The organism is Diaphorobacter aerolatus, from assembly GCF_014489535.1.
Lineage (GTDB): Bacteria > Pseudomonadota > Gammaproteobacteria > Burkholderiales > Burkholderiaceae_C > Diaphorobacter_A > Diaphorobacter_A aerolatus.
In genome coordinates this window covers 3545424-3567661 of record NZ_CP060783.1, presented here as the reverse complement: position 1 = coordinate 3567661, position 22238 = coordinate 3545424, and the positions used below count along the sequence as shown (strand labels likewise).

17 protein-coding genes, 2 tRNA genes and 3 pseudogenes are annotated in these 22238 nt (G+C 62.8%); 18 read left to right on the top strand and 4 right to left on the bottom strand.

Features of this window, described 5'->3' with window-relative positions; genetic code table 11:
• Nucleotides 1-46: 46 nt before the first annotated feature.
• Nucleotides 47-736, top strand: coding sequence for a hydrolase (locus H9K75_RS16590; protein WP_187723453.1), 690 nt, complete (start codon nt 47-49; stop codon nt 734-736).
• Between the two features lie 74 nt (nt 737-810).
• Here the strand turns inward: H9K75_RS16590 and H9K75_RS16585 are convergent, their stop codons facing one another.
• Entirely contained in the window at nt 811-1689 is an 879-nt protein-coding gene (locus tag H9K75_RS16585) for an MOSC domain-containing protein (protein WP_187723452.1), read from the bottom strand.
• A 111-nt stretch (nt 1690-1800) separates the two neighbouring features.
• Between H9K75_RS16585 and H9K75_RS16580 the strand changes: the two genes are divergently transcribed.
• From H9K75_RS16580 to H9K75_RS16555, 6 genes and pseudogenes are all read left to right on the top strand, one after another.
• Entirely contained in the window at nt 1801-2973 is a 1173-nt protein-coding gene (locus tag H9K75_RS16580) for an FAD-dependent monooxygenase (RefSeq protein WP_187723451.1), read from the top strand.
• A gap of 74 nt (nt 2974-3047) precedes the next feature.
• Nucleotides 3048-3763 (top strand): annotated as a pseudogene (locus H9K75_RS16575) (DsbC family protein).
• 165 nt (nt 3764-3928) lie between these two features.
• On the top strand, nt 3929-5755 hold the full coding sequence (locus H9K75_RS16570) for a M61 family metallopeptidase (protein WP_187723450.1): 1827 nt from the start codon (nt 3929-3931) through the stop codon (nt 5753-5755).
• 111 nt (nt 5756-5866) lie between these two features.
• A complete protein-coding gene (locus tag H9K75_RS16565; RefSeq protein ID WP_187723449.1) occupies nt 5867-6646 on the top strand; it encodes an enoyl-CoA hydratase in 780 nt (259 codons plus the stop codon).
• Between the two features lie 75 nt (nt 6647-6721).
• Nucleotides 6722-6798: transfer RNA gene (locus H9K75_RS16560), tRNA-Met, on the top strand.
• Between the two features lie 48 nt (nt 6799-6846).
• A tRNA-Met gene (locus tag H9K75_RS16555) sits at nt 6847-6923 on the top strand.
• A gap of 60 nt (nt 6924-6983) precedes the next feature.
• On the opposite strand, the gene H9K75_RS16550 is transcribed toward H9K75_RS16555, so the two are convergent.
• Nucleotides 6984-7739: a metallophosphoesterase gene (locus tag H9K75_RS16550; RefSeq protein WP_187723448.1), complete on the bottom strand. Its 756-nt coding sequence runs from the start codon at nt 7737-7739 to the stop codon at nt 6984-6986.
• Between the two features lie 189 nt (nt 7740-7928).
• On the opposite strand from H9K75_RS16550, the gene H9K75_RS16545 reads away from it, so the two are divergent.
• Nucleotides 7929-8342 carry a hypothetical protein gene (locus H9K75_RS16545; protein ID WP_226858270.1) on the top strand — a complete coding sequence of 138 codons (414 nt, stop codon included), beginning with the start codon at nt 7929-7931 and terminating at the stop codon, nt 8340-8342.
• A 154-nt stretch (nt 8343-8496) separates the two neighbouring features.
• Nucleotides 8497-9837: a tRNA (N6-isopentenyl adenosine(37)-C2)-methylthiotransferase MiaB gene (gene miaB / locus H9K75_RS16540; RefSeq protein ID WP_187723446.1), complete on the top strand. Its 1341-nt coding sequence runs from the start codon at nt 8497-8499 to the stop codon at nt 9835-9837.
• Nucleotides 9838-9858: 21 nt separating this feature from the next.
• Here the strand turns inward: miaB and H9K75_RS16535 are convergent, their stop codons facing one another.
• Both H9K75_RS16535 and ffh read right to left on the bottom strand, forming a co-directional pair.
• A complete protein-coding gene (locus H9K75_RS16535; RefSeq protein WP_187726076.1) occupies nt 9859-11151 on the bottom strand; it encodes an amino acid deaminase in 1293 nt (430 codons plus the stop codon).
• Between the two features lie 42 nt (nt 11152-11193).
• On the bottom strand, nt 11194-12579 hold the full coding sequence (gene ffh / locus H9K75_RS16530) for a signal recognition particle protein (RefSeq protein WP_187723445.1): 1386 nt from the start codon (nt 12577-12579) through the stop codon (nt 11194-11196).
• Nucleotides 12580-12673: 94 nt separating this feature from the next.
• On the opposite strand from ffh, the gene H9K75_RS16525 reads away from it, so the two are divergent.
• The 9 genes and pseudogenes from H9K75_RS16525 to H9K75_RS16495 all read left to right on the top strand — a co-directional run bounded on the left by H9K75_RS16525 (nt 12674) and on the right by H9K75_RS16495 (nt 22220).
• Nucleotides 12674-13474, top strand: coding sequence for a cytochrome C assembly family protein (locus H9K75_RS16525; protein WP_187723444.1), 801 nt, complete (start codon nt 12674-12676; stop codon nt 13472-13474).
• A 5-nt stretch (nt 13475-13479) separates the two neighbouring features.
• Nucleotides 13480-13719, top strand: coding sequence for a PP0621 family protein (locus H9K75_RS16520; protein ID WP_187723443.1), 240 nt, complete (start codon nt 13480-13482; stop codon nt 13717-13719).
• A gap of 31 nt (nt 13720-13750) precedes the next feature.
• Nucleotides 13751-14821, top strand: coding sequence for a hypothetical protein (locus H9K75_RS25245; protein ID WP_319016836.1), 1071 nt, complete (start codon nt 13751-13753; stop codon nt 14819-14821).
• Nucleotides 14731-15450: a sensor histidine kinase gene (locus H9K75_RS25240; RefSeq protein ID WP_319016835.1), complete on the top strand. Its 720-nt coding sequence runs from the start codon at nt 14731-14733 to the stop codon at nt 15448-15450. The genes H9K75_RS25245 and H9K75_RS25240 overlap by 91 nt, the downstream gene beginning before the upstream one ends.
• 15 nt (nt 15451-15465) lie before the next feature.
• Nucleotides 15466-16610, top strand: a pseudogene (locus H9K75_RS25600) (sigma 54-interacting transcriptional regulator); the annotation flags it as partial.
• Nucleotides 16584-17021 carry a helix-turn-helix domain-containing protein gene (locus tag H9K75_RS25595; RefSeq protein ID WP_404826443.1) on the top strand — a complete coding sequence of 146 codons (438 nt, stop codon included), beginning with the start codon at nt 16584-16586 and terminating at the stop codon, nt 17019-17021. The pseudogene H9K75_RS25600 and the gene H9K75_RS25595, both read left to right, overlap by 27 nt.
• Nucleotides 17005-17591, top strand: a pseudogene (gene ampD, locus H9K75_RS16505) (1,6-anhydro-N-acetylmuramyl-L-alanine amidase AmpD). Before H9K75_RS25595 ends, ampD begins: the two are co-directional and overlap by 17 nt.
• 367 nt (nt 17592-17958) lie before the next feature.
• Nucleotides 17959-20895, top strand: coding sequence for a ribonucleoside-diphosphate reductase subunit alpha (locus tag H9K75_RS16500; protein WP_187723442.1), 2937 nt, complete (start codon nt 17959-17961; stop codon nt 20893-20895).
• Between the two features lie 134 nt (nt 20896-21029).
• Nucleotides 21030-22220: a ribonucleotide-diphosphate reductase subunit beta gene (locus H9K75_RS16495; RefSeq protein ID WP_187723441.1), complete on the top strand. Its 1191-nt coding sequence runs from the start codon at nt 21030-21032 to the stop codon at nt 22218-22220.
• Nucleotides 22221-22238: the final 18 nt, after the last annotated feature.

The window sequence follows — 22238 nt, the reverse complement described above, 5'->3', positions numbered from 1 at the left end:
CCCATTTTTTTTCACTCACTGATTTAACCCACCGGAGAAACTCCACATGACAATGCAAAACACTTCCCTGCCTGCCAACTTCAACGGCGCAAAGCCCGTGATCAATCCCGACGATGTGGCGATGCTGCTGATCGACCATCAGAGCGGCCTGTTCCAGACCGTGCACGACATGCCCTTCACCACGCTGCGCAGCCTGGCCGCGACGCTGGCGAAAATCGCCACGCTGGCGAAGATTCCGGTGATCACCACAGCGTCCGTGCCGCAGGGTCCCAACGGCCCGCTGATTCCCGAAATCCACGCCAACGCGCCGCATGCGCGCTACATCGCACGCAAGGGTGAGATCAACGCCTGGGACAACCCCGATTTCGTGCAGGCGGTGAAAGACACCGGCAAGAAGCAGTTGATCATCGCAGGCACCATCACCAGCGTGTGCATGGCCTTCCCCTCCATCGCGGCGGTGGCCGAGGGCTACCAGGTGTTTGCCGTGATCGACGCCTCGGGCACCTACTCCAAGATGGCTCAGGAAGTCACCCTCGCTCGCGTGATGCAGGCCGGTGTCGTGCCGATCGATACCGCTGGTGTGGCCTCCGAACTGCAGCGCACCTGGAATCGCGACGACGCCGCGCAATGGGCCGAGGCGTATACAGGCATTTTCCCGAACTACCAGTTGCTGATCGAAAGCCACATGAAGGCGCAGGAAGTGGCGCGCAGCGGCGAAAAGCTGGATTCGCAATAAGCGCGCAATAGAGCAGGCCACCGCTGTGCAACCGCGCCATCAAAACCGGCGCGGTTTTTTTATCGGGCCAAGTGTCAGTCGAAGCTCAGGTTCGCGCCGACACGCTGGCCCACACGCAGCACCTGCCCTTCACCCTGAAGCGTGATCGCGTTCATGCCGAAGGTCAGCGCATCATTCACGCGCGGGTCCTGACGGTATTGGCGCAGCATGGCGTTGACCTGCGTGCCGACCTCCGCGTTGTCGGGATTCACGTCGGGCATGGGGCAGCGGGTGCAGGGCTTGGCCATGCGCAGCTCGACGATCTCATCCTGCGCCGCGATGAACAGTGAGTCGATGCGATCTTCGTCGTGCGATTCGATCCCCTCGATCAGCAGATTCGGGCGAAAGCGCCTTGCATCGACGGTGGCCTCGCCCGCGCCCGACAGGCGCTGATTGAGATCGTCCACCGAAGCCGTACTGGTCACGAGCATCGGAAAGCCATCGGCGAACTGGGTGACGGCCTCGACGTCGCCCGTCCAGTCCGGATCGACGATGCGGCGGTGATCGGGATTGAACCGCACCAATCTGCACGGCACTTCGAGATAACGGGAAAACCACGTGGCGGCGTCGTCGCCCATGTCGCGAGCGGACACGGTGTCGCGCCAGACGCGGGCGCGCGTGTCGCGCTCGCCTGCGGCCGGCACGGCGCTGGGCAACCTCAGCTCTGGCATGTCCGGCGCATTCACCACGAGTTCGTCACCTACCAATGCGGGCACGATCAGCACCATCCGCGGCAGCTCGCGCTGGGTGCGCAGCGCGCCCTCGGGGTCGGTCACCATCCAGGCGCGATCCCATTGCAGACCACTTTCGACCAGCCTGGCCTCCTGCACGGCAATGCCTGCGCAGGACTTGATCGGATAGATGAACAGTCCGTGGAGGGTGCCCGACAGATCGTGTTCGGTCGCGAAATTCATGTCATTCAACTCCGGTGGCTCGACCTGCGGACATCCGGTTGGTGCCTGTGCCGAGATGGGGATTCTCGCCTGCTCGCGTGGCGGTTGCGCCGCGCCTTCTACAATTCCCGCATGGCGCAATCATTTGACCGATCCTTTGACGTTTGTATTCGCGGCGCGGGCATCGTGGGCCGCACGCTTGCGCTGCTGCTGGCGCGCGAGCGCCTGTCCGTTGCTCTGGTGGACTCCGCGGGTTCGCGGGCGTCGTCGCATTCCGACGTGCGCGCCTATGCAATGAACGTCGCCTCGCGCGAAGTCCTGCAGTCTGTGCGCTGTTGGCCCGAGGCCGAACATGCCACGCCGGTGCTGCAAATGCAGGTGCATGGCGATCAGGGCGGTTCGGTCACGTTCGACGCCGGCCGCCAGCATGCCGAGGCGATGGCCTGGATCGTCGATGTGCCCGCGCTCGAGCAGCGTCTGGCCGATGCGACCCGGTTTCAGTCGCTGGTCGAGGTGGTCAGCGCGCCGGTGTCGGCGCCGCTCACCGTGGTTTGCGAGGGCCGTGCAAGCAAGAGCCGCAGCGAGTTCGGCGTGGAATTCGACACCACGGCCTACGGCCAGACCGCGATAGCGACCCGGTTGCGCAGCGAACGCCCCCACAGCCAGATCGCGCGCCAATGGTTCACGCCAGATGGCAGCATTCTGGCTTTTTTGCCGCTCGAGGGGCCCGAAGGGAACTCTGTGGCGGTTGTCTGGTCAATCCCCCAGGAGCAGGTGACGCAATGGCTTGCTGCGGATGATGTGGCCTTCGCGAAGAAGCTGCAAGCACTGAGCGAAAACAGTCTCGGCACGTTGGAACTCGCGGCCGCGCGCGCCTCATGGCCGCTTCAGCAGGCGCAGGCGCGTCGCTGGTGTGGCACGATGCCACAAGCCGACCGGGAATCAACCAATGCCCCCCACTGGGTGCTGGCTGGCGACGCGGCGCACACCGTGCACCCGCTGGCCGGTCAGGGACTGAACATCGGTCTTGCCGACGCGAGCGCGCTGGCACGCATTCTGAGCGAGCGCCCCACCTGGCGCAGCGTGGGCGATATGCGTCTGCTGCGTCAGTACGAGCGCGAGCGCAAGTCCGCACTGCTGCCGCTTGGCACGACGATGGACGCGCTGCAACAATTGTTTGCCCGTCAGGAGTCACCGCTGCAGGCGTTGCGCAACTGGGGCATGAGACGATTCGAGATGAGCGGCCCGGTCAAGGAATGGGTCGCACGTCAGGCGATGGGATTGCAGCCACCGGCCAAGCGTTGAAGTGCGGTGGCCGCATGCACGGCCCGCCGATGCATTGAATTTGAAGAACCTTTGAGTGGAATGAGAAAAGCACCATGAAACTAGTCACAAGCTTGCTGGCAGTCGCCGCACTCGCAACGGGCACGGGCGTGTTCGCACAGGAGGCGGCCATCCGCAAGGCCCTGACCGAGCGCATTCCGCAGTTGCAGAACATCGAGGAAATCTCCGCCACGCCGATGAAGGGGCTCTACGAGGTGCGCATGGGCACGGACGTGTTCTACACCGACGCTGGGGCAACTACCTGATTCAGGGCGAGCTCATCGACACCAAGGCGCGCCGCAACCTCACCGAAGACCGCATCAACAAGCTCACCGCCATCGACTTCAACGCGCTGCCCGTGGCCGACGCGTTCACCATCGTGCGTGGCAACGGCAAGCGCAAGATCGCGGTGTTCGAAGACCCGAACTGCGGCTACTGCAAGCGCTTCGAGAAAGATCTGCAGAACGTGGACAACGTCACGGTCTATCTGTACCTCTACCCCATCCTGAGCCCCGATTCGGCAGAAAAGAGCCGCAACATCTGGTGCGCGAAGGACCGCGTGAAGGAGTGGGAAGACCACATGCTGCGCGAGAAGGTCACCCCTGCCGCGAGCTGCGACACCGCAGCCATCCAGCGCAACCTGGCCCTCGGCAAAAAGCACAAGATCACCGGCACGCCCACCATCATCTTCCAGGATGGCACGCGCGTGCCGGGCGCGATCAGCGCGCAGGAAGTGGAAAAGCGCCTCGCCACCGTCGTTTCCGCAAAGTGACGCATGCCGCCGCGAGGCGGCCTGACAGACGACTCTCAAGGCCGGGCGCGCGCAGCCCCGGCCTTTCTCTTTTGCGGCACGGGTTTTCCGGGCCTTCCCGGCACTTGTTCTGCCGCAAGCCCGCCCGCATATAGTTGCAACCGTCAAGCACTCCAACACGACCACATGACCCACAGTTCCATCGCCGCCACGCCCTCCGTCTTCTACCGCGTGGAGCCCACCGATCCGCAGACCCACTTGTTCAACGTGACGATGGTGGTTGCGCGGCCCGCGGAAAATCAGGAATTGGCGCTGCCGGTGTGGATTCCGGGCAGTTATCTGGTGCGCGAGTTTTCCAAGAACCTCCAGCAACTCACGGCCAGCCAGGGCGGCAAGGCGGTTGCGCTCAAGCAGCTCGACAAGCACCGCTGGAGCGCGCAATGCGCGAGAAACCGGCCGCTCACGCTGACGTACCAGATCGCGGCCTATGACCACTCGGTACGCACTGCCTGGCTCGATGCCTCTCGCGGTTTCTTCAATGGCACCAGCGTGTGCCTGCGGGCCATCGGGCTCGAAGACCGGCCCCACGGCATCGAGATTGCGCCGCCCGCGCGCATCAAGGGCTGGCAGGCCGCCACGGCACTCACGCCGGTACATGTCAACCGCGCGGGCTTCGGTACCTACCTCGCCGCGAACTACGATGAACTGGTGGACAGCCCCGTCGAACTCGGCAAGTTCTGGAGCGCCCGATTCACGGCCTGCGGCGTGCCGCACCGCATCGTCGTCGCGGGCGCTGCGGCGTCCTTCGATGGCGAGCGCCTGCTGGCCGACACGCAGCGCATCTGCGAGACCGAGATCCGCTTCTGGCATGGCGAGGGTAAGGCCGCCCACACCCACTATCTGTTCATGCTGAACGTCGTCGATGACGGCTACGGCGGCCTTGAACACAAAAACAGCACCGCGCTGATCTGCAGCCGCCGCGACCTGCCGCGCGTGGGCGAGAAAACCGTGCCGGAGGGCTACTCCACGCTGCTCGGGCTGATCAGCCATGAGTATTTCCACACCTGGAACGTCAAGCGCATGCGCCCCGCCGAGTTCGCACGCTACGACTACAACCAAGAGAACTACACCGAGCTGCTGTGGTTCTTTGAAGGGTTCACGAGCTACTACGACGATCTGCTGCTGCGCCGCGCGGGACTGGTCGATCACGCGGGTTATCTGCGCCTGATCACCAAGACCATCAACCAGGTGTTGCAGACCCCGGGCCGCAACGTGCAGTCCGTCGCCAAGGCCAGTTTCGACGCCTGGGTCAAGTACTACCGCCAGGACGAGAACACGCCGAACTCCACGGTGAGCTACTACACCAAGGGCTCACTGGTCGCGCTGTGCCTCGATCTCGCGTTGCGCCAGCAGGGCAGGACGACGCTCGACGACGTGATGCGCGCGCTGTGGCAACGCACGCGGGGCGGCCCGATGTCCGAGGACGATGTGCTCGCCGTACTGCAAAAGCTCTCGGGCAGGGACTGGTCCGGCGAGTTGCAGCAATGGGTGCATGGCACGGCCGATTTGCCGCTCAAGGAGCTGCTTGCATCGCAGGGCATCGACATGCAGGCCGACGCCGGTGCCACCGCGCAGCGTCTTGGCCTGCGCGTGCAGGAAGGCGGCGCGGGCATCACGGTCAAGGTCGTGCTGAGCGCGGGCCTTGCCGAACAGGCGGGCTTCATGGCGGGCGATGAATGGCTCGGTATCCGGCTCGCGGATGGTGCTGGCTGGCGCATTCAGAAGCTCGACGATCTCGCGCTCTATGCCGGATCGGAGCGACGCGTGACGGCGCTCGTCTCACGTGATCGCCGCTTGCTCGAATTGCCGTTGTCGCTATTGGCAGAGGCGCGGCCTGGAGAGACACCGGAGACCGTGCGCCTCGCCGTGGACAACGCCGATCTCGCCAGGCACTGGCTGCGCGAAGAACAAGGCAGGGACGACACCCGCGCAGACGCCAAAGCTGACAGATAGTTCGCACTTTCTGCCGTTCAGGCCGCATGTGGACGTCGCCCGGCGCAGCGCTTCGGTATAGTCTTTCATTCCCCTGTACACCACTGACCAGACTATTTTTTGGAGATAACCGTGGCCTACGAAATGATTGAAGTCCGCACCGAAGCGGAAAAAGTCGGCGTCATCACGCTGAACCGTCCCAAAGCGCTCAACGCGCTCAACGACCAGCTCATGAACGAACTGGGCGAGGCGCTGCGCGCATTCGATGCGGACGAGAAGATCGGCTGCATCATCCTCACCGGCAGTGAAAAGGCCTTTGCCGCAGGCGCGGACATCGTGGCGATGGCCAAGTACAGCTTTGCAGATGCCTACAAGGGCGACTACATCACGCGCAACTGGGAGCAGATCCGCGACATCCGCAAGCCCGTGATCGCGGCGGTGGCCGGCTATGCGCTCGGCGGCGGCTGCGAACTCGCGATGATGTGCGACTTCATCATCGCTGCCGACAACGCCCAGTTCGGCCAGCCCGAGATCAAGCTCGGCGTGATTCCCGGCGCTGGCGGCACTCAGCGCCTGCCACGTGCCGTGGGCAAGTCCAAGGCCATGGACATGGCGCTCACCGGTCGCATGATGGATGCGACGGAAGCCGAGCGCTCAGGCCTCGTGAGCCGCGTCGTGCCCCTCGACAAGCTGATGGAGGAGACGCTGGGCGCCGCGATCATGATCAGCGGCTTCTCGCAGATCGCCGTCATGGCCGCCAAGGAAACCGTGAATCGCGCCTTCGAAAGCTCGCTTGCCGATGGCCTGATGTTCGAGCGCCGCCTGTTCCACGCGCTGTTCGCCACCGAGGACCAGAAGGAAGGCATGGATGCATTCGTGAACAAGCGCAAGGCCGTCTTCAAGCACCTCTGAGGCGAAACAACGGCTTTTGTGCGGCGCAAGACATTTGTCCTGCCACAAAAATCCTGAGCTATAATCTTCGTCTTCGGTCGTATAGCTCAGTTGGTTAGAGCGCAGCATTCATAATGCTGATGTCGAAGGTTCAAGTCCCTCTACGACCACCAAATTCAAGCCCGCAGTATCCGCAAGGTGCTGTGGGCTTCTTGAATACCGGTCGTATAGCTCAGTTGGTTAGAGCGCAGCATTCATAATGCTGATGTCGAAGGTTCAAGTCCCTCTACGACCACCAGATCGGACAAAAGCCGTTGCACGCAAGCGCAACGGCTTTTTCTTTGGCTCGCCGCCAGCTTCAGACAGTTGCACGTTCGTCCTGAGTGATGGTCGGCATCCGCGCCTTGACCGGGGCAAGGGTCTGCAGGTCCAGCAAGGTGAAATGCCCGACGCCGCGGCGCCAGCCTCCGGTATCGATGAAAATCGTATTGCCCAGCCTCTGGACCTCATTCACCGTGGTGTGCCCGTGAATCACGGCGCGCACATTGGCCACGTGCTGCTCAGCGCGCCGCGCATAGCGGTCGCGCGACCAGAGACAGCAATCGATGGCCGATTCGGCCAGGTGAAAACTGCGGATGTCGTCCCAATCCTCAAACGGATACCCGGCATGCACCAGACCCACCGGGCCGTCGCCGGTCTGCACCTCGAAGGCCAGCGGCAAGGCCGCCAGGCGCTCGACAATGGCGCTGAGCGTGCACTCACTTAGCCGTAGCATCCACTCGCCGCCGTGCTTCATGTGATCGACATCAGGCAGCGGGTTCCCACCTGCGGTGCGGCACACCATCTGCTCGTGATTGCCGCAGATGGCGTGAAACCACGGCTTGTCCAGCCACTCGATCACCCGGTGCGATTCCGGGCCGCGATCCACCAGATCGCCCACCGAGAACAAGCGGTCGCTCAACGGATCGAAATCAATCGCCGACAAGGCGCTTTGCAATGCGGAAAAGCAGCCGTGGATGTCTCCCACGGCGATGTCACGTCCAATGCGATTGACGGAAAAGCGCACCAACTGGAGTGACGACGTGGGCAATGCGGTGACCGCAAGACTGGACATGCGTCAAATATACATTGGGTAACAGCCAAAAACCCCATGTTTCTCTTAAAACAACTTTGTTAACGACAAGATCGATGGGCACCGCCGAGGCGCAAATCGGACGGTTTTGATCCGGAAATTCGCCAACAGACATGCCGGAACGCCCCAACGGCTAGAATCGCGCACTCCTTCAGCCTCTGGATGAACACCATGAACCGCTGTAACAAGCCCTCATTCCCACGCACTTTCCCGACGCTGGCGCGCCAGTTCGCAAGCGCCTCCGTCTGCGCCGTCATGCTCACGCTCGGCACCGTGACACCGCTTCTCGCCCAGACCCAGGCGATGGAGCAAGCCGTTCCCCGCAACTTCCCTCCCAGCTCGCAGCGCGGTGACCTCGTCGTCAAGAGCAGCGTGGAGGCTGTAGTCGAAGGCAAGGACTATCGCCTTGCACCCGGTCTGCGCATCTTCAATCAACAGAACCAACTGGTGTTTGCGCACTCCGTCGTCGGCCAGAAACTCGATGTGCGTTACGTGGTCGAGCCCAGCACCGGCATGCTGCTCAATGTGTGGATCCTGACCAAGAACGAGCTGGCCAAGGAACCCAAGCGCGGCTGGTTCCGTTAAGCATCCGCGTCGTTGAGGGCTCGCAGCCATCGTGCATGGCTGCTCGGCTGCCACGACGCTCTGCTCCCACACATTGAACGCGTGCCGGTCGCCCTGCGTGTCGCACCTTCGCTGGCGGGCTCGCGCGGCCCCACACAGAATTCGAGAGTTCCCCATGTCCAAAAAAGTTTTTATCAAGACCTTCGGCTGCCAGATGAACGAGTACGACTCGGACAAGATGGCCGACGTGCTCGGCGCGGCCCAGGGCTATGAGCCCACCACCCATATGGATGAGGCCGACCTCATCCTGTTCAACACCTGCTCGGTGCGCGAGAAGGCGCAGGAAAAGGTGTTCAGCGACCTCGGCCGCGTCAAGCACCTCAAAGACAAGGGTGTGCTGATCGGCGTCGGCGGCTGCGTCGCGAGCCAGGAAGGCGAGGAGATCATCAGGCGCGCGCCCTATGTGGACGTGGTGTTCGGCCCCCAGACGCTGCATCGCCTGCCCGATCTGCTGAACGCGCGTGCGGCGAAGTCGAAGCCCCAGGTGGACATCTCGTTCCCCGAAATCGAGAAATTCGACCACCTGCCGCCCGCGCGCGTGGACGGCGCGACCGCGTTCGTGTCGATCATGGAAGGCTGCTCCAAATACTGCAGCTACTGTGTCGTGCCGTATACGCGCGGCGAGGAAGTGAGTCGTCCTTTTGAGGACGTGCTCGTGGAAGTCGCCGGTCTCGCGGATCAGGGTGTCAAGGAAATCAATCTGCTCGGCCAGAACGTGAACGCCTATCTCGGCAAGATGGGCGACACCAGCGAGATCGCCGACTTTGCGCTGCTGCTCGAATACGTCTCCGACATTCCGGGCATCGAGCGCATCCGCTACACGACCAGCCACCCAAACGAATTCACGCCGCGCCTGATCGAGGCGTATGCAAAACTGCCCAAGCTCGTCAATCACCTGCACCTGCCGGTGCAGCACGGCAGCGACAGGATCCTCATGGCGATGAAGCGCGGCTACACCGCCATGGAGTACAAAAGCACCGTGCGCAAGCTGCGCGCGATCCGTCCGGATCTGGCCATGAGCAGCGATTTCATCGTCGGCTTTCCCGGCGAGACCGAGGAAGACTTCCAGAAGATGATGAAGCTGATCCACGACGTTCGCTTCGACAACTCGTTCAGCTTCATCTTCAGCCCGCGCCCCGGCACCCCGGCCGCCAACCTGCCCGACGACACGCCGCACGAGGTCAAGCTGCGCCGCCTCCAGGAGCTGCAGGCGGTGATCAACCAGAACATCAAGGACATCAGCGAGGAACGGGTCGGCACCGTGCAGCGCCTGCTGGTCGAAGGGATCTCCAAGCGCGACGGCAGCGAACTGATGGGCCGCACCGAGTGCAACCGCGTGGTGAATTTTCCTGGACAGGAACGCCTGATCGGTCAACTGATCGACGTGCGCATCACCGAAGCCAGGACCTACACGCTGCGCGGCGAAGTGGTGACCAGCGAAACCGTCGCCGCCTGAACGCCAAGGCTCAGCAAAAAATCAGAACCGCGTGTGGATGGCCCCGCTGACGCGCCCGTCGTCCTCGACGATGGGCATCCAGCGCCACTTGTCGAACGTGGTACAGGGATGGGATATGCCCAACTCGATGCGGTCACCGACCTGCGGCGCAAGTGAATGCTGCTCTGCGTCGAAATTCAGATACGCATGCTGATCGTTGAGCGCCGTGACGCGCCACGACCCAGGCGCGTTCTGCGCGCTGCGCTCGCCGCTGCGCGCCCAGCGCACCGGCACGGGCATTTCAATATCGAACGAGATATCGCGCCGCCCGCAAGTCAGCAGCGCGAGCCCCGGTTCCGGCACGGACTGCACCATCGCCCAGACCGTGAGCGCTGGCCGCAGCGATGGATCGAGACCCTCGCGACGTTCCACGTTGGCGAGATACCGCGCATAGTTCAGATGGTCGTGCGTGATGTAGCACCCTGAGCGCAACACGCCGCGCACCGGGCGCGACAGGCCCTTGGCCTGCAGCAGCGGCATCACCAGATCGAATACCGCCGAGCCACCGGCGGTGAACAGCAGGTGATCGTCGTCGTCCGACCAGAGCCTGCGCTGATCGCATGCCAGCGCCACGTTCAGCACGCGGCGCACCAAGGCGCTGACTTCGCGGATGTCGTGTTCGTTGTCGCAGTTGGCCGCGTTGCCCTCGTAGCATTCGACCCCGGCAAGCGTGGCAACGCGCGATTGGGAAATCGCCTGCGCCACCAGCATCGCCTCGTCAAAGCTGCGGCAGCCCGTGCGCTTGCCGGGAATGCCCATCTCGAGCAGCACCTCGAACACCCGCGAACTGGCGCGCCGCTGCGCCCAGTCCTCGATCAGCGCGAGCTGGGCCACGGAATCGACGAGAAACCAGATGCGCAAACCCTGGTTCCCGGCAAGCATGTGATCGAGCGCATCGAGATCCGCATCACACACCACCTGATTGGCAACGATGATGCGCCGCGCGCCCGACGCCACACCCACGCTGACCTGATACGCCGTCGCAAACGTCAGTCCCCATGCCCCCGCCACCATCTGCGCGGCAAACAGCTCGGGCGACATGGTCGTCTTGCCGTGCGGCGCGAGTTGCACGCCCTTGCGTCCCACATAGTCCTGCATCCAGGCGATGTTGTGCTCGAGCGCCGTGCGTTTGAGCACCGCAACCGGAAACGGCAGATCGCCCGCGAGCACGTTCCAGCCGCGAGCCGCAATCTCTGTCGCCGTGCATGGCTCTGCCGTGAACGGAAAGCCCTTGAACCCGGGGCCGAGCGTCAGCTCAGGAGAAATGTTTTCCATCGGCACGTCGGCATCTCCAGCGAACCGGCAAACCCGAAAAAATCAGAACGGAAGCTTGGGCATGCCGCCGCCGCCACCCATCATGTTCTTCATGCCACCCATGCGCTTCATCATCTTCATGAGTCCGCCGCCCTTCATCTTCTTCATCATGGTCTGCATCTGCTCGAATTCCTTGAGCAGCCGGTTCACCTCCTGAACCTGCACACCGGCACCGTCGGCAATGCGCTTCTTGCGCGTGGCCTTGATGAGCGCGGGATGCTTGCGCTCCTTGAGGGTCATCGAGCAGATGATGCCCTCCTTGCGACGCACCTCGCGTTCGGCCTTGTCCATGTCGACCTGACCGGCCTTGCCGGCCAGCTCGCTCGGCAGCTTGTCCATCAGCGTGGAGAGGCCGCCCATCTGCTTCATCTGCTGAAGCTGCGCGAGAAAGTCGTTCAGATCGAAGCCGTCACCGCTCTTGACCTTTTCGGCCAGCTTCTGCGCGGCCTCCATGTCCACGCCCTTGGTGACCTGCTCGACCAGCGCGACGATGTCGCCCATGCCGAGCACGCGCTGCGCGTGGCGCGTGGCATCGAAGACTTCCAGGCCGTCGATCTTTTCGGAGACACCGGCAAACTTGATCGGCGCGCCCGTGATCTGCCGCACCGACAACGCCGCACCGCCGCGCGAGTCGCCATCGAGCTTGGTGAGCACGATACCCGTGAGCGGCAGCGCTTCCTTGAAGGCCTTGGCGGTGTTGATCGCATCCTGGCCCTGCATGGCATCGACCACGAACAGCGTCTCCACCGGCTTCAGCACGGAGTGCAGGTCCTTGATTTCCTGCATCAGCAGTTCGTCAATGGCCAGGCGGCCTGCGGTATCGACCAGCAGCACGTCGAAGTAGTGCTTCTTCGCGTAGTCCAGCGCCGCAAGCGCGATGTCGCGCGGCTTCTGGTCGGGTGTGGATGCGAACCACTCGGCACCGGCCTGCGCGGTGACGGTCTTCAACTGCTCGATGGCGGCGGGACGATACACGTCGCCCGACACGGTCAGCACCTTCTTCTTGCGCTTTTCGATCAGGTGCTTGGCGAGCTTGGCCGTGGTGGTGGTCTTGCCCGCACCCTGCAGGCCCGCCATCAGGATCACGGCCGGTGGCTGGGCATTGAGGTTGATGTCGGAGATGCCCTCGCCCATGGTGGCGGCGAGTTCGGCGTTGACGATCCCGACCAGCGCCTGACCGGGCTTGAGGCTGCCGAGCACTTCCTGGCCGAGCGCCTTTTCCTTCACCCGGGCAACGAAGTCGCGCACCACGGGCAGGGCCACGTCGGCCTCGAGCAGCGCCATGCGCACTTCGCGCAGCATGTCCTGCACATTGGATTCGGTGATGCGGGCCTGACCACGCATCTCCTTGACGAGTCGTGATAATTTATCGGTGAGCGCGGAAGCCATGCAAATGCTCCAAGGGCGGCATTCACGCCAAGCGGGCGAGGATGCTGCGATGTTTGGCCCGACGAACGCGGGCGAAAGGCTAAACTGTAAGTCTATGATTTTACCCAGTGCGTCAACACTTGGATGGCTATTGGCCCTTGCAGCGGCTGCGGCCTATGTGGTTTCGGCCATTGCCGGCTCCCGATTCTCCTCGTCGCAGGCACGCGTGGCCCTGATGGTGGCCTGGGTGATGCACGGCGCCTCGATTGCCTGGGGCCTGATGGGCGACTCGCCGCATTTCGGATTCGCCTCCGCACTGTCGATGACCGCGTGGCTGATGCTGGTCGCCTATCTTGTGGAGCGCCAATTCTTTCCGGAACTGCATGCACTCTGGGTGCTGTCCCTGCTCGGCGCGGCGGTGGTACTGATGTCCGCGCTCTTTCCGGGCAAGCCTCTGCATGCGCTTTCATCGCCCTGGCTGCCCCTGCACCTCACGCTGGGCATCGCGTCCTATGGACTGTTCGCTGCCGCCGTCGTTCATGCGTGGTTGATGACGCGCGCCGAAAAAAACATCCGCCAGGCCACCGATTCCCCGGGCGGCATGCCGCTGCTCACGCTGGAGCGGCTGACGTTCCGCTTCGTGACCGCAGGCTTCGTGGTGCTGACCGCGACCCTGATTGCCGGCTGGTTCTTCGGCGAGGTGTTGTATGGCCGCGCCTGGATCTGGGATCACAAGTCGGTGTTTTCGGTGCTTTCGTGGATCACCTTCGCCGTGCTGCTGATCGGGCGTTCGCGCTTTGGCTGGCGCGGCCTGAGCGCGGTGCGCATGCTGTATGCTGGCGCGGCCCTCCTGTTGCTCGCCTATGCCGGTTCACGCTTTGTGATGGAAGTGCTGCTCGCACGCCCGGGAGGCTGAACCTCATGAAATACCTTCTCGTCCTGATCGTCCTGATCATTGCCTACAACGTCTGGCGCAAGCAGCGCATCGACGACAAGCGCTCCGGCGACCAGCAACGCCCCGCCCCGCCTCGCACGCCCCGCATTCCGCAGGAAATCGTGCCCTGCGCGCGCTGCGGCCTGATGCTGCCCAGGAGCGAAGCGCTGCAACAGGGCGAGCTGCATTTCTGCAGCGTCGAACACCAGCGCCAGGGACCGGCCTGAGTCGCAACCAACCCTCCATCCAGAATTCACTGTGCAGTATCGACAACGTCCCGGCAACAATACGTTTCTCCGGATCTGGCTGGCGTTCCTGAATGGCCGGGTGATGGTTGCGCTGCTGCTGGCCATGCAGCAGGCCGCCGCGCTGATCTGGCACACGCCGACGAGTCCGGACACGCTCGCGGCGAGCATGGGTTACCTGGCGTTGACCATCGCGGTCCGCATCTTCTCGCGCAATGTTCCGGCTCCGCAACCCGGTCTCCAGTGGCTGCCCACGATCGGCGTGGACATCGTGGTGTTCAGCTACCTACAGTTTTTTGCGGGCGACACGTTGAGCTTCATGCCGCTGTTCGCCCTGCCGGTGCTGATGGCCGGCATGCTGGGCACGCTGATGACGGCGCTTGGCACGACCTCGCTGATCACCATTGTTCTACTGGCGGGTGCGTTGTGGGTCGATCAGAAGACCTCGGGCGACTCCACCCAGCGTTATGTGCAGGCGGCGCTCACCAGCGTCGGCTTTTTCATCGTCACCTATCTGGCGCACCAGCTCTCGCTCAAGCTGCATACGGAGCACGAGATCGCGCAGCGCAGTCGCATGGCCGCGCAGACGCAGGAAGACGTGAGCGCGCTGGTCATGCAGCATCTGAGCGAAGGCGTGCTGGTGATGGATCGACAGGATCGCGTGCGGCTCGCCAATCCGTCGGCCCGCTTGCTGATGGGCGACGCCGCGCCCTCTGCCATGCCGTTCGATCTGCAGCAGCTTGGCAACTGGGCATCGCTGCTCGATTTGGTGCGCGCAACGTTTCACAGCGGCACGCAGCAATCGGCGGACATCGACATCGTTCACCCGGGCCACAGCCCCATGGGCCTCAGGGCGCGCACCTGGCTGACCATGCACCACGACCTGCAGGCCAGCACCGCTAACCCCACGAAACCAGCGACCCGCTGTGTGTGGTGTTCCTGCAGGATCTGCGCGAGATGGAGGCCCGGTTGCGCACCGAAAAGCTCGCCGCGATGGGCCGCATGTCGGCTGCCGTGGCGCATGAAATCCGCAACCCGCTGGCCGCCATCATCCAGGCCAATGCGCTGCTCGAAGAAGACCTGACCGATCCCATGCAGATGCGGCTGAGCCAGATGGTCAAGCAGAACGCGCATCGACTCACGCGCATCACCGAGGAAGTGCTGGACATTGCGCGCGTGCGCCACCAGATCGACAACGTGCCCGCCGCGCCCATCGAGCTTGACGACAACGTCGTGCACATGGTCAGCGACTGGCAGTCGCATGACCCCAACAGCCGGCGGGCGCTGGTCGCGCTGAACACCGCCGACATGCAGGTGAACTTCGACATCGACCATCTGCGCCGCGTGCTCGTGAATCTCATGGACAACGCGCTGCGCTACATGGGCCCGCATGCGGACTCGATGTGCATCGAGACCGGCACCACGCCCGAAGGGCTCGCGCTGATGCAGGTATGGAGCGATGGCGCGCCACTTGAGAAATCGGTCGAGCAGCATCTGTTCGAGCCGTTTTTCTCCTCGGAAAGCCGCTCCAGCGGACTGGGACTCTATATATGTAGAGAATTGTGCAGTCGCCACGGCGCTTCGATCCGCTACGAACGCAGCACGCTCACGCTCGCGCGCGGCGAGACCGAGGGCAATGCCTTCATCGTCACCTTCCGCAAATCGCTACAGCTTCCGGGCACGCCTTCCCTTTTTGACACAATCATGGTTTGAGACTCCAACGAACACATGCCTGCATACGCCGCCTCCATTCTTGTCATTGACGATGAACCCGATCTGAGGACGCTCTACGAGCTCACGCTGCTGCGCGAGGGTTACCGCGTGGAGACCGCCGGATCGGTGCAGGAGGCGCGCCAGCAGTTGCGGGTGCAGCAGTTCGACGTGGTGATCTCGGACATGCGGCTGCCCGACGGCTACGGCATGGAGGTGCTGCTGTATCTGCGCGAGGCCCAGCGCCGCGAGCGCTGCGTGGTGATGACGGCCTACGGTTCTGCCGAGAACGCGGTTGAGGCGTTGCGCGCGGGCGCGTTCGACTACCTGACCAAACCGGTGGACCTCAAGCAGTTCCGCACGGTGGTCGCCTCGGCGGTGCAGGGCACGGGAGCGGTACCCGCGCCCGGCCAGCCCGCCGCCAACGCCGGCGCGCGCCTTCAGGAGGCAGAAGCCAGGGTTTCCGCAGACGTCGATTCCCCGAGCGCCTCGCCCGTGATGCGGCTTCTGGTGGGAGATTCCGCTGCCATGCGCAATGTGAAGCAGCGCATCGCCAAGGTTGCACGCAGCATGGCACCGGTGCTGGTGCGTGGCGAGTCCGGCACCGGCAAGGAACTGGTCGCCCGTGCGCTGCACGACAACAGCCAGCGCGCCGACGGCCCGATGATCGCGGTGAACTGCAGTGCCATTCCTGAGAATTTGCTTGAAGCCGAGTTCTTCGGCGCGCGCAAGGGTTCGTACACCGGCGCGAGCGCCGACCGTGAAGGCTTTTTTCAGGCCGCGCAGGGCGGCACGCTGTTTCTTGACGAGATCGGTGACCTTCCGCTCGCCATGCAATCCAAGCTGCTGCGCGCGATTCAGGAGCGCAGCGTGCGACCCCTCGGGCCACGCAGGAGGAAACCGTGGACGTGCGCATCGTCAGCGCCACGCACAAGGATCTCGCCGCCGAGGTGCAGGCAGGCAATTTTCGCCAGGATCTGTACTACCGCCTGAACGTCATCGAGGTGCTGATTCCGCCGCTGCGCGAGCGTCGCGAAGATCTGCCCGCGCTGTGCCGAGCGCTGCTGCAACGCATAGAACGCGACTCCGGCGCTCCCGTGCCACCGCTTACCGAAAACGCCTTGCAGCGCATCGCCATGCATCCGCTGCCGGGCAATGTGCGCGAGCTGGAAAATCTGCTGCACCGCGCCGTTGCGCTCAGCGATGGCGACGAACTGTTCGTCGATCCGCCGCTCCCCGGATCGACACCGGAACCTGCACCCGCTCAGCCATCGGCATCACCATCGCCGTCCATGGCAGCGACCACGACCGATACGCTCGAGCGCATGCCGAGCCGATCCGCCGAAGCGCCAGCGCCCTATTCGTCCCACAATACCCTGCCAAGCGATCTGCAGGCCTGGCTCGACAAGCAGGAGCGCGACATCCTCGTGCGCGCATTGCGCGAATCCGGCTTCAACCGCACGGCGACCGCCGCGCGCCTTGGCATCAGCCTGCGCCAGATCCGCTACCGCATCGAGCGGCTGAACATCTCCGAAGCCGACGGCGGCACGGAATCCCATGCCGAAGGTGAATGAGCGTTCGCGCGTGTGGTCCGGCGGCTGGTACGCCAGGGCCCGCCGCATCGACTCGCCCAACCACGGACCCCGCCCGACGGTGCACGGATCGACCTCGTCGTCGTGCACTCCATCAGCCTGCCACCGGGCGAAAACGGCACGGGCGACATCGAGCGGCTCTTCACCAACCAGCTCGACTGGGACGCCCATCCCTACTTCGACACCATCCGCGGCATCGAGGTTTCCAGTCACTTCGTGATCGACAGGAACGGAGCGATCACGCAATTCGTCGATTGTGACCAGCGCGCATGGCACGCAGGTCGCTCACACTGGCGCGGGCGCGACAACTGCAACGACGACTCCATCGGCATCGAACTCGAAGGCCTCGAGGGCGAGCGTTTCAGCGACGCGCAGTACACCGCGCTCACCCTGCTGTGCAGCGATATCGCGGTGCGCTATCCGATCCGCTTCATCGCGGGCCATGAGCACATCGCACCCGGTCGCAAGGGCGATCCCGGGGCCGGATTCGAATGGCGACGAATGCGCAACAATTTGTGTGATACGGGTTGGTGGTTTCCACTACAGACCTAGCAACCGTCACCGCGCCGTGGTTTTCGCGCCGGTGATCTTCGTGCTTTTTTTTCCGTCCTCTTTTTCCATTGCATGCGGTCTGGCGGAGCATATCGCCGCATAGCTCGCAGCCACTGGTGATCTTGGCCCGCAAACGTCGCCAGCACACATGCCGCGCAACGACGGCGACCAGATCGAAGTGTCGAAAAGCGTGCCGCCCGGGCCAGCGGAGTCGTGCTGCATATACACTACAGGTAGTGTCTTGATGACTTGAGACACCCCAGATATAGTGTGTCACAGCATCCGGTGACACACATCCCATCCGAAGCATCATGCGGCTTGAGCCAGCCCGCGTGACCCCCTTCGAACACACTAAAAAGAGGACTACATGCAAGCTGTACAGACCGCAGTCAATGAGGTGAGCCCTGCGCTCGCGAAATCCACCACGCCCGCGGCTGCCAAGCCCACGGCGAGCAACGGAAATCTCGCCCAGTTCCAGATCATTCGCCGCAATGGCGCCGTGGTTCCGTTCGAGCCGCAGAAGATCGCGGTGGCGATGATGAAGGCGTTTCTCGCAACGCACGGCGCTCAGGGCGCGGCGTCCGCGAGCATTCGCGAAGTGGTGGACAACCTCACACAAACGGTCGTGTACGCACTCACCCGCTCGCGCCCCGGCGGCGGCACCTTCCACATCGAAGACGTGCAGGATCAGGTCGAGCTTGGCCTGATGCGCAGCGGCCACCATGAAGTCGCCCGCGCCTACGTGCTGTACCGCGAGCGCCGCAAGCAGGAGCGCGCCGAGCGCCGCGAGCAACTGCTGCCGCAGGTGCCGACGATGCACGTGCTGGAAAACGGTCAGCGCGTGGAACTCGACGTGCTGCGTCTGCACTCGCTGATCGAGTCGGCCTGCGCCAACATCGGCGAAGGCGTGACCGCCGCGCCGATCGTCACCGAAACCATGCGCAACCTCTACGACGGCGTGCCGATGGACGAAGTGCTCAAGGCCGCCATCCTGGCGGCGCGCACCAAGATCGAGAAGGACCCCGGCTACACCTACGCCACCGCGCGCCTGCTGCTGCACACCATCGTGCGCGAGGTGCTGGGACGCGACGTGGCACCCGCAGAAATGCAGGCAGCCTATGCGGAATACTTCCCGCAGTTCATCCAGAAGGGTGTCGACAACGAACTGCTCGACGAGCGCCTCGTCAAGCAGTTCGACCTGCCGCGCCTGGCCGCCGCACTCAAGATCGAGCGCGATCAGCAATTCGACTACCTTGGCCTGCAGACGCTGTACGACCGCTACTTTCTGCACGTTCGCAAGACGCGCATCGAACTGCCCCAGGCATTCTTCATGCGCGTGGCCATGGGCCTGTCGCTCAACGAGTCCGACCGCAACGCGCGCGCCATCGAGTTCTATGAGGTGCTGTCGTCGTTCGACTTCATGTCGAGCACGCCCACGCTGTTCAACAGCGGCACGCTGCGCTCGCAGTTGTCGTCGTGCTATCTGACGACCGTACCCGACCACCTTGACGGCATCTATGAGTCGATCAAGGAAAACGCGCTGCTCTCCAAATTCGCGGGCGGCCTCGGCAACGACTGGACGCGCGTGCGCGCGCTCGGCTCGCACATCAAGGGCACGAATGGCGAATCGCAGGGCGTGGTGCCGTTCCTCAAGGTGGTCAACGACACCGCCGTCGCCGTGAACCAGGGTGGCAAGCGCAAGGGCGCGGTCTGCACCTACCTCGAAACCTGGCACCTGGACATCGAGGAGTTCCTCGAGCTGCGCAAGAACACCGGCGATGATCGCCGCCGCACGCACGACATGAACACCGCGAACTGGATTCCCGACCTGTTCATGAAGCGCGTGATGGAAAAAGGCAACTGGACGCTGTTCAGCCCCGCCGACGTTCCCGATCTGCATGACCTGTATGGTGGCGCGTTCGAGAAGGCCTATTCGGCCTACGAAGCCAAGGCCGCATCGGGCGAGATTCGCCTGTCCAGGCAGATTCCGGCCATGGACCTGTGGCGCAAGATGCTCTCGATGCTGTTCGAGACCGGCCATCCATGGATCACGTTCAAGGATCCTTGCAACATCCGTTCGCCTCAGCAGCATGTGGGCGTGGTGCACTCGTCCAACCTGTGCACGGAAATCACGCTGAACACCAGCGACACGGAAACCGCCGTCTGCAATCTCGGCTCGGTGAATCTTTCGCGTCACATCACCAACGGCAAGATCGATCACGACAAGCTCAAGAAGACCATCAGCACCGCGATGCGCATGCTCGACAACGTCATCGACATCAACTACTACGCGGTACAAAAGGCCAAGGACTCCAACATGCGCCACCGCCCGGTGGGCATGGGTCTGATGGCATTCCAGGACGCGCTGTATGAAATGCGCATCCCGTACGCCAGCGAGGAAGCAGTGCAGTTCGCCGACGAATCGATGGAAGCCATCTGCTACTACGCCTACTTCGCGTCGAGCGAACTGGCGAAGGAACGCGGCACCTATTCGACCTATGACGGCTCGCTGTGGTCCAGGGGCATCCTGCCAATCGACTCGCTCGACCTGCTTGCCAAGGAACGCGGCGGCTATGTCGAAGTGGATCGCTCGAGCACGCTCGACTGGGATGCGCTGCGCAACAAGATCGCCAAGGACGGCATGCGCAACTCGAACTGCATCGCCATCGCACCGACCGCCACCATCTCCAACATCGTGGGCGTGGACGCGTCGATCGAACCATCGTTCGGCAACCTGTCGGTGAAGTCGAACCTCTCGGGCGAGTTCACCGTCGTTAACCAATACCTGGTGCGCGATCTGCAGCGCCTGGGTCTGTGGGACGACGTGATGGTGATGGATCTGAAGCACTTCAAGGGCTCGCTGCAACCCATCGACCGCGTGCCGCAGGACGTGAAAAATCTCTACGCCACCGCGTTCGAAGTGGCTCCCACATGGCTGGTCGAAGCAGCAGCGCGTCGCCAGAAATGGATCGATCAGGCGCAGAGCCTGAACATCTACATGGCCGGTGCATCAGGCAAGAAGCTCGATGAAACCTACAAGCTCGCATGGGTTCGTGGTCTTAAAACCACGTACTACCTGCGCACGCAATCCGCGACGCATGTGGAGATGAGCACGGTGAGTGGTCGTCAACTCAACGCGGTCTCGAACGGCAGTGAACAAAATTCTGCCGCAGCTCCGAAAGCCGCACCAGTCAATGCTTTGGAGGCAGCAGCCGCTGCCGCGCGCGCGCAGGCCGAAAGCGTTCCAGCCACCGATATCAAGTTCTGCGCCATCGATGATCCGGGCTGTGAGGCCTGCCAATAAAGCGGTTTGCACGCGCGTTTGAAGTGCCTCGCATCTCACCGCGCGTGCTTCGACATAAAAAAATTTGGCGAAGCAACGCCGCAGCGCTTTTCTTTTTGAGTCGCTGCTTTCATAATTCGAGCACTGGAAAACGTATGCTGACCTGGGACGAAGAAGTCAAGCCCTCATCGCAAAATCAAACGGCAGGCGGTTCGCACGACAACCGCCTTGGAGCAATACCCGCTCTTCAAACCGTTTCCTCCACATCGTCGCAAGCTGTCGCACCTTCTGCTGCGACGGTTTCCGCGACATCGGCACCCGCTGTTCACAAGCGCGTGAATGCCGCCGACAAGCGCATCATCAACGCCAAAACCGACGTGAACCAACTGGTTCCGTTCAAGTACAAGTGGGCCTGGGAAAAATACCTCGCCACCTGCGCCAACCACTGGATGCCGCAGGAAGTGAACATGACGCGCGACATCGCGCTGTGGAAAGACCCGAACGGCCTGACCGAAGACGAGCGCCGCATCGTCAAGCGCAACCTCGGTTTCTTCGTGACCGCTGATTCGCTGGCCGCCAACAACATCGTGCTCGGCACGTATCGCCACATCACCGCACCCGAGTGCCGCCAGTTCCTGCTGCGCCAGGCGTTCGAGGAAGCGATCCACACGCACGCCTATCAGTACATCGTCGAATCGCTCGGCCTCGATGAGGGTGAAATCTTCAATGCGTACAACGAGGTCAAGTCGATCCGCGACAAGGATGAATTCCTGATCCCGTTCATCGAAGCGATCATGGATCCGGAATTCCACACCGGCACGCCCGAGACCGACCAGACGCTGCTGAAGTCGCTGATCGTTTTCGCCTGCCTGATGGAAGGCCTGTTCTTCTACGTCGGCTTCACGCAGATTCTGGCGCTTGGTCGCCAGAACAAGATGACCGGCGCCGCCGAGCAATACCAGTACATCCTGCGCGACGAGTCGATGCACTGCAATTTCGGCATCGACCTGATCAACCAGTTGAAGCTCGAGAACCCGCATCTGTGGACTCCGGAATTCAAGGCAGAAATCGAAGCCCTGTTCCACAAGGCCGTCGATCTCGAGTACGCCTACGCCGAAGACACCATGCCGCGCGGCGTGCTGGGTCTGAATGCATCGATGTTCAAGAGCTACCTGCGCTACATCGCCAATCGCCGTGCGACACAGATTGGCCTGGAGACGCTGTTCCCGAATGAAGAGAATCCGTTCCCCTGGATGAGCGAGATGATCGACTTGAAGAAAGAACGCAATTTCTTCGAGACCCGCGTCATCGAGTACCAATCCGGTGGAGCCCTGTCCTGGGACTGATTGATCATCCAATGACAG

Coding starts and splice junctions, on each gene's coding strand:
- H9K75_RS16590 (WP_187723453.1), top strand. CDS start 47: ATGACAATGCAAAACACTTCCCTGCCTGCCAACTTCAACGGCGCAAAG.
- H9K75_RS16585 (WP_187723452.1), bottom strand. CDS start 1,689: ATGAATTTCGCGACCGAACACGATCTGTCGGGCACCCTCCACGGACTG.
- H9K75_RS16580 (WP_187723451.1), top strand. CDS start 1,801: ATGGCGCAATCATTTGACCGATCCTTTGACGTTTGTATTCGCGGCGCG.
- H9K75_RS16570 (WP_187723450.1), top strand. CDS start 3,929: ATGACCCACAGTTCCATCGCCGCCACGCCCTCCGTCTTCTACCGCGTG.
- H9K75_RS16550 (WP_187723448.1), bottom strand. CDS start 7,739: ATGTCCAGTCTTGCGGTCACCGCATTGCCCACGTCGTCACTCCAGTTG.
- H9K75_RS16545 (WP_226858270.1), top strand. CDS start 7,929: ATGAACCGCTGTAACAAGCCCTCATTCCCACGCACTTTCCCGACGCTG.
- miaB (WP_187723446.1), top strand. CDS start 8,497: ATGTCCAAAAAAGTTTTTATCAAGACCTTCGGCTGCCAGATGAACGAG.
- H9K75_RS16535 (WP_187726076.1), bottom strand. CDS start 11,151: ATGGAAAACATTTCTCCTGAGCTGACGCTCGGCCCCGGGTTCAAGGGC.
- ffh (WP_187723445.1), bottom strand. CDS start 12,579: ATGGCTTCCGCGCTCACCGATAAATTATCACGACTCGTCAAGGAGATG.
- H9K75_RS16525 (WP_187723444.1), top strand. CDS start 12,674: ATGATTTTACCCAGTGCGTCAACACTTGGATGGCTATTGGCCCTTGCA.
- H9K75_RS16520 (WP_187723443.1), top strand. CDS start 13,480: ATGAAATACCTTCTCGTCCTGATCGTCCTGATCATTGCCTACAACGTC.
- H9K75_RS25240 (WP_319016835.1), top strand. CDS start 14,731: ATGGGCCGCATGTCGGCTGCCGTGGCGCATGAAATCCGCAACCCGCTG.
- H9K75_RS25595 (WP_404826443.1), top strand. CDS start 16,584: ATGCATCCGCTGCCGGGCAATGTGCGCGAGCTGGAAAATCTGCTGCAC.
- H9K75_RS16500 (WP_187723442.1), top strand. CDS start 17,959: ATGCAAGCTGTACAGACCGCAGTCAATGAGGTGAGCCCTGCGCTCGCG.
- H9K75_RS16495 (WP_187723441.1), top strand. CDS start 21,030: ATGCTGACCTGGGACGAAGAAGTCAAGCCCTCATCGCAAAATCAAACG.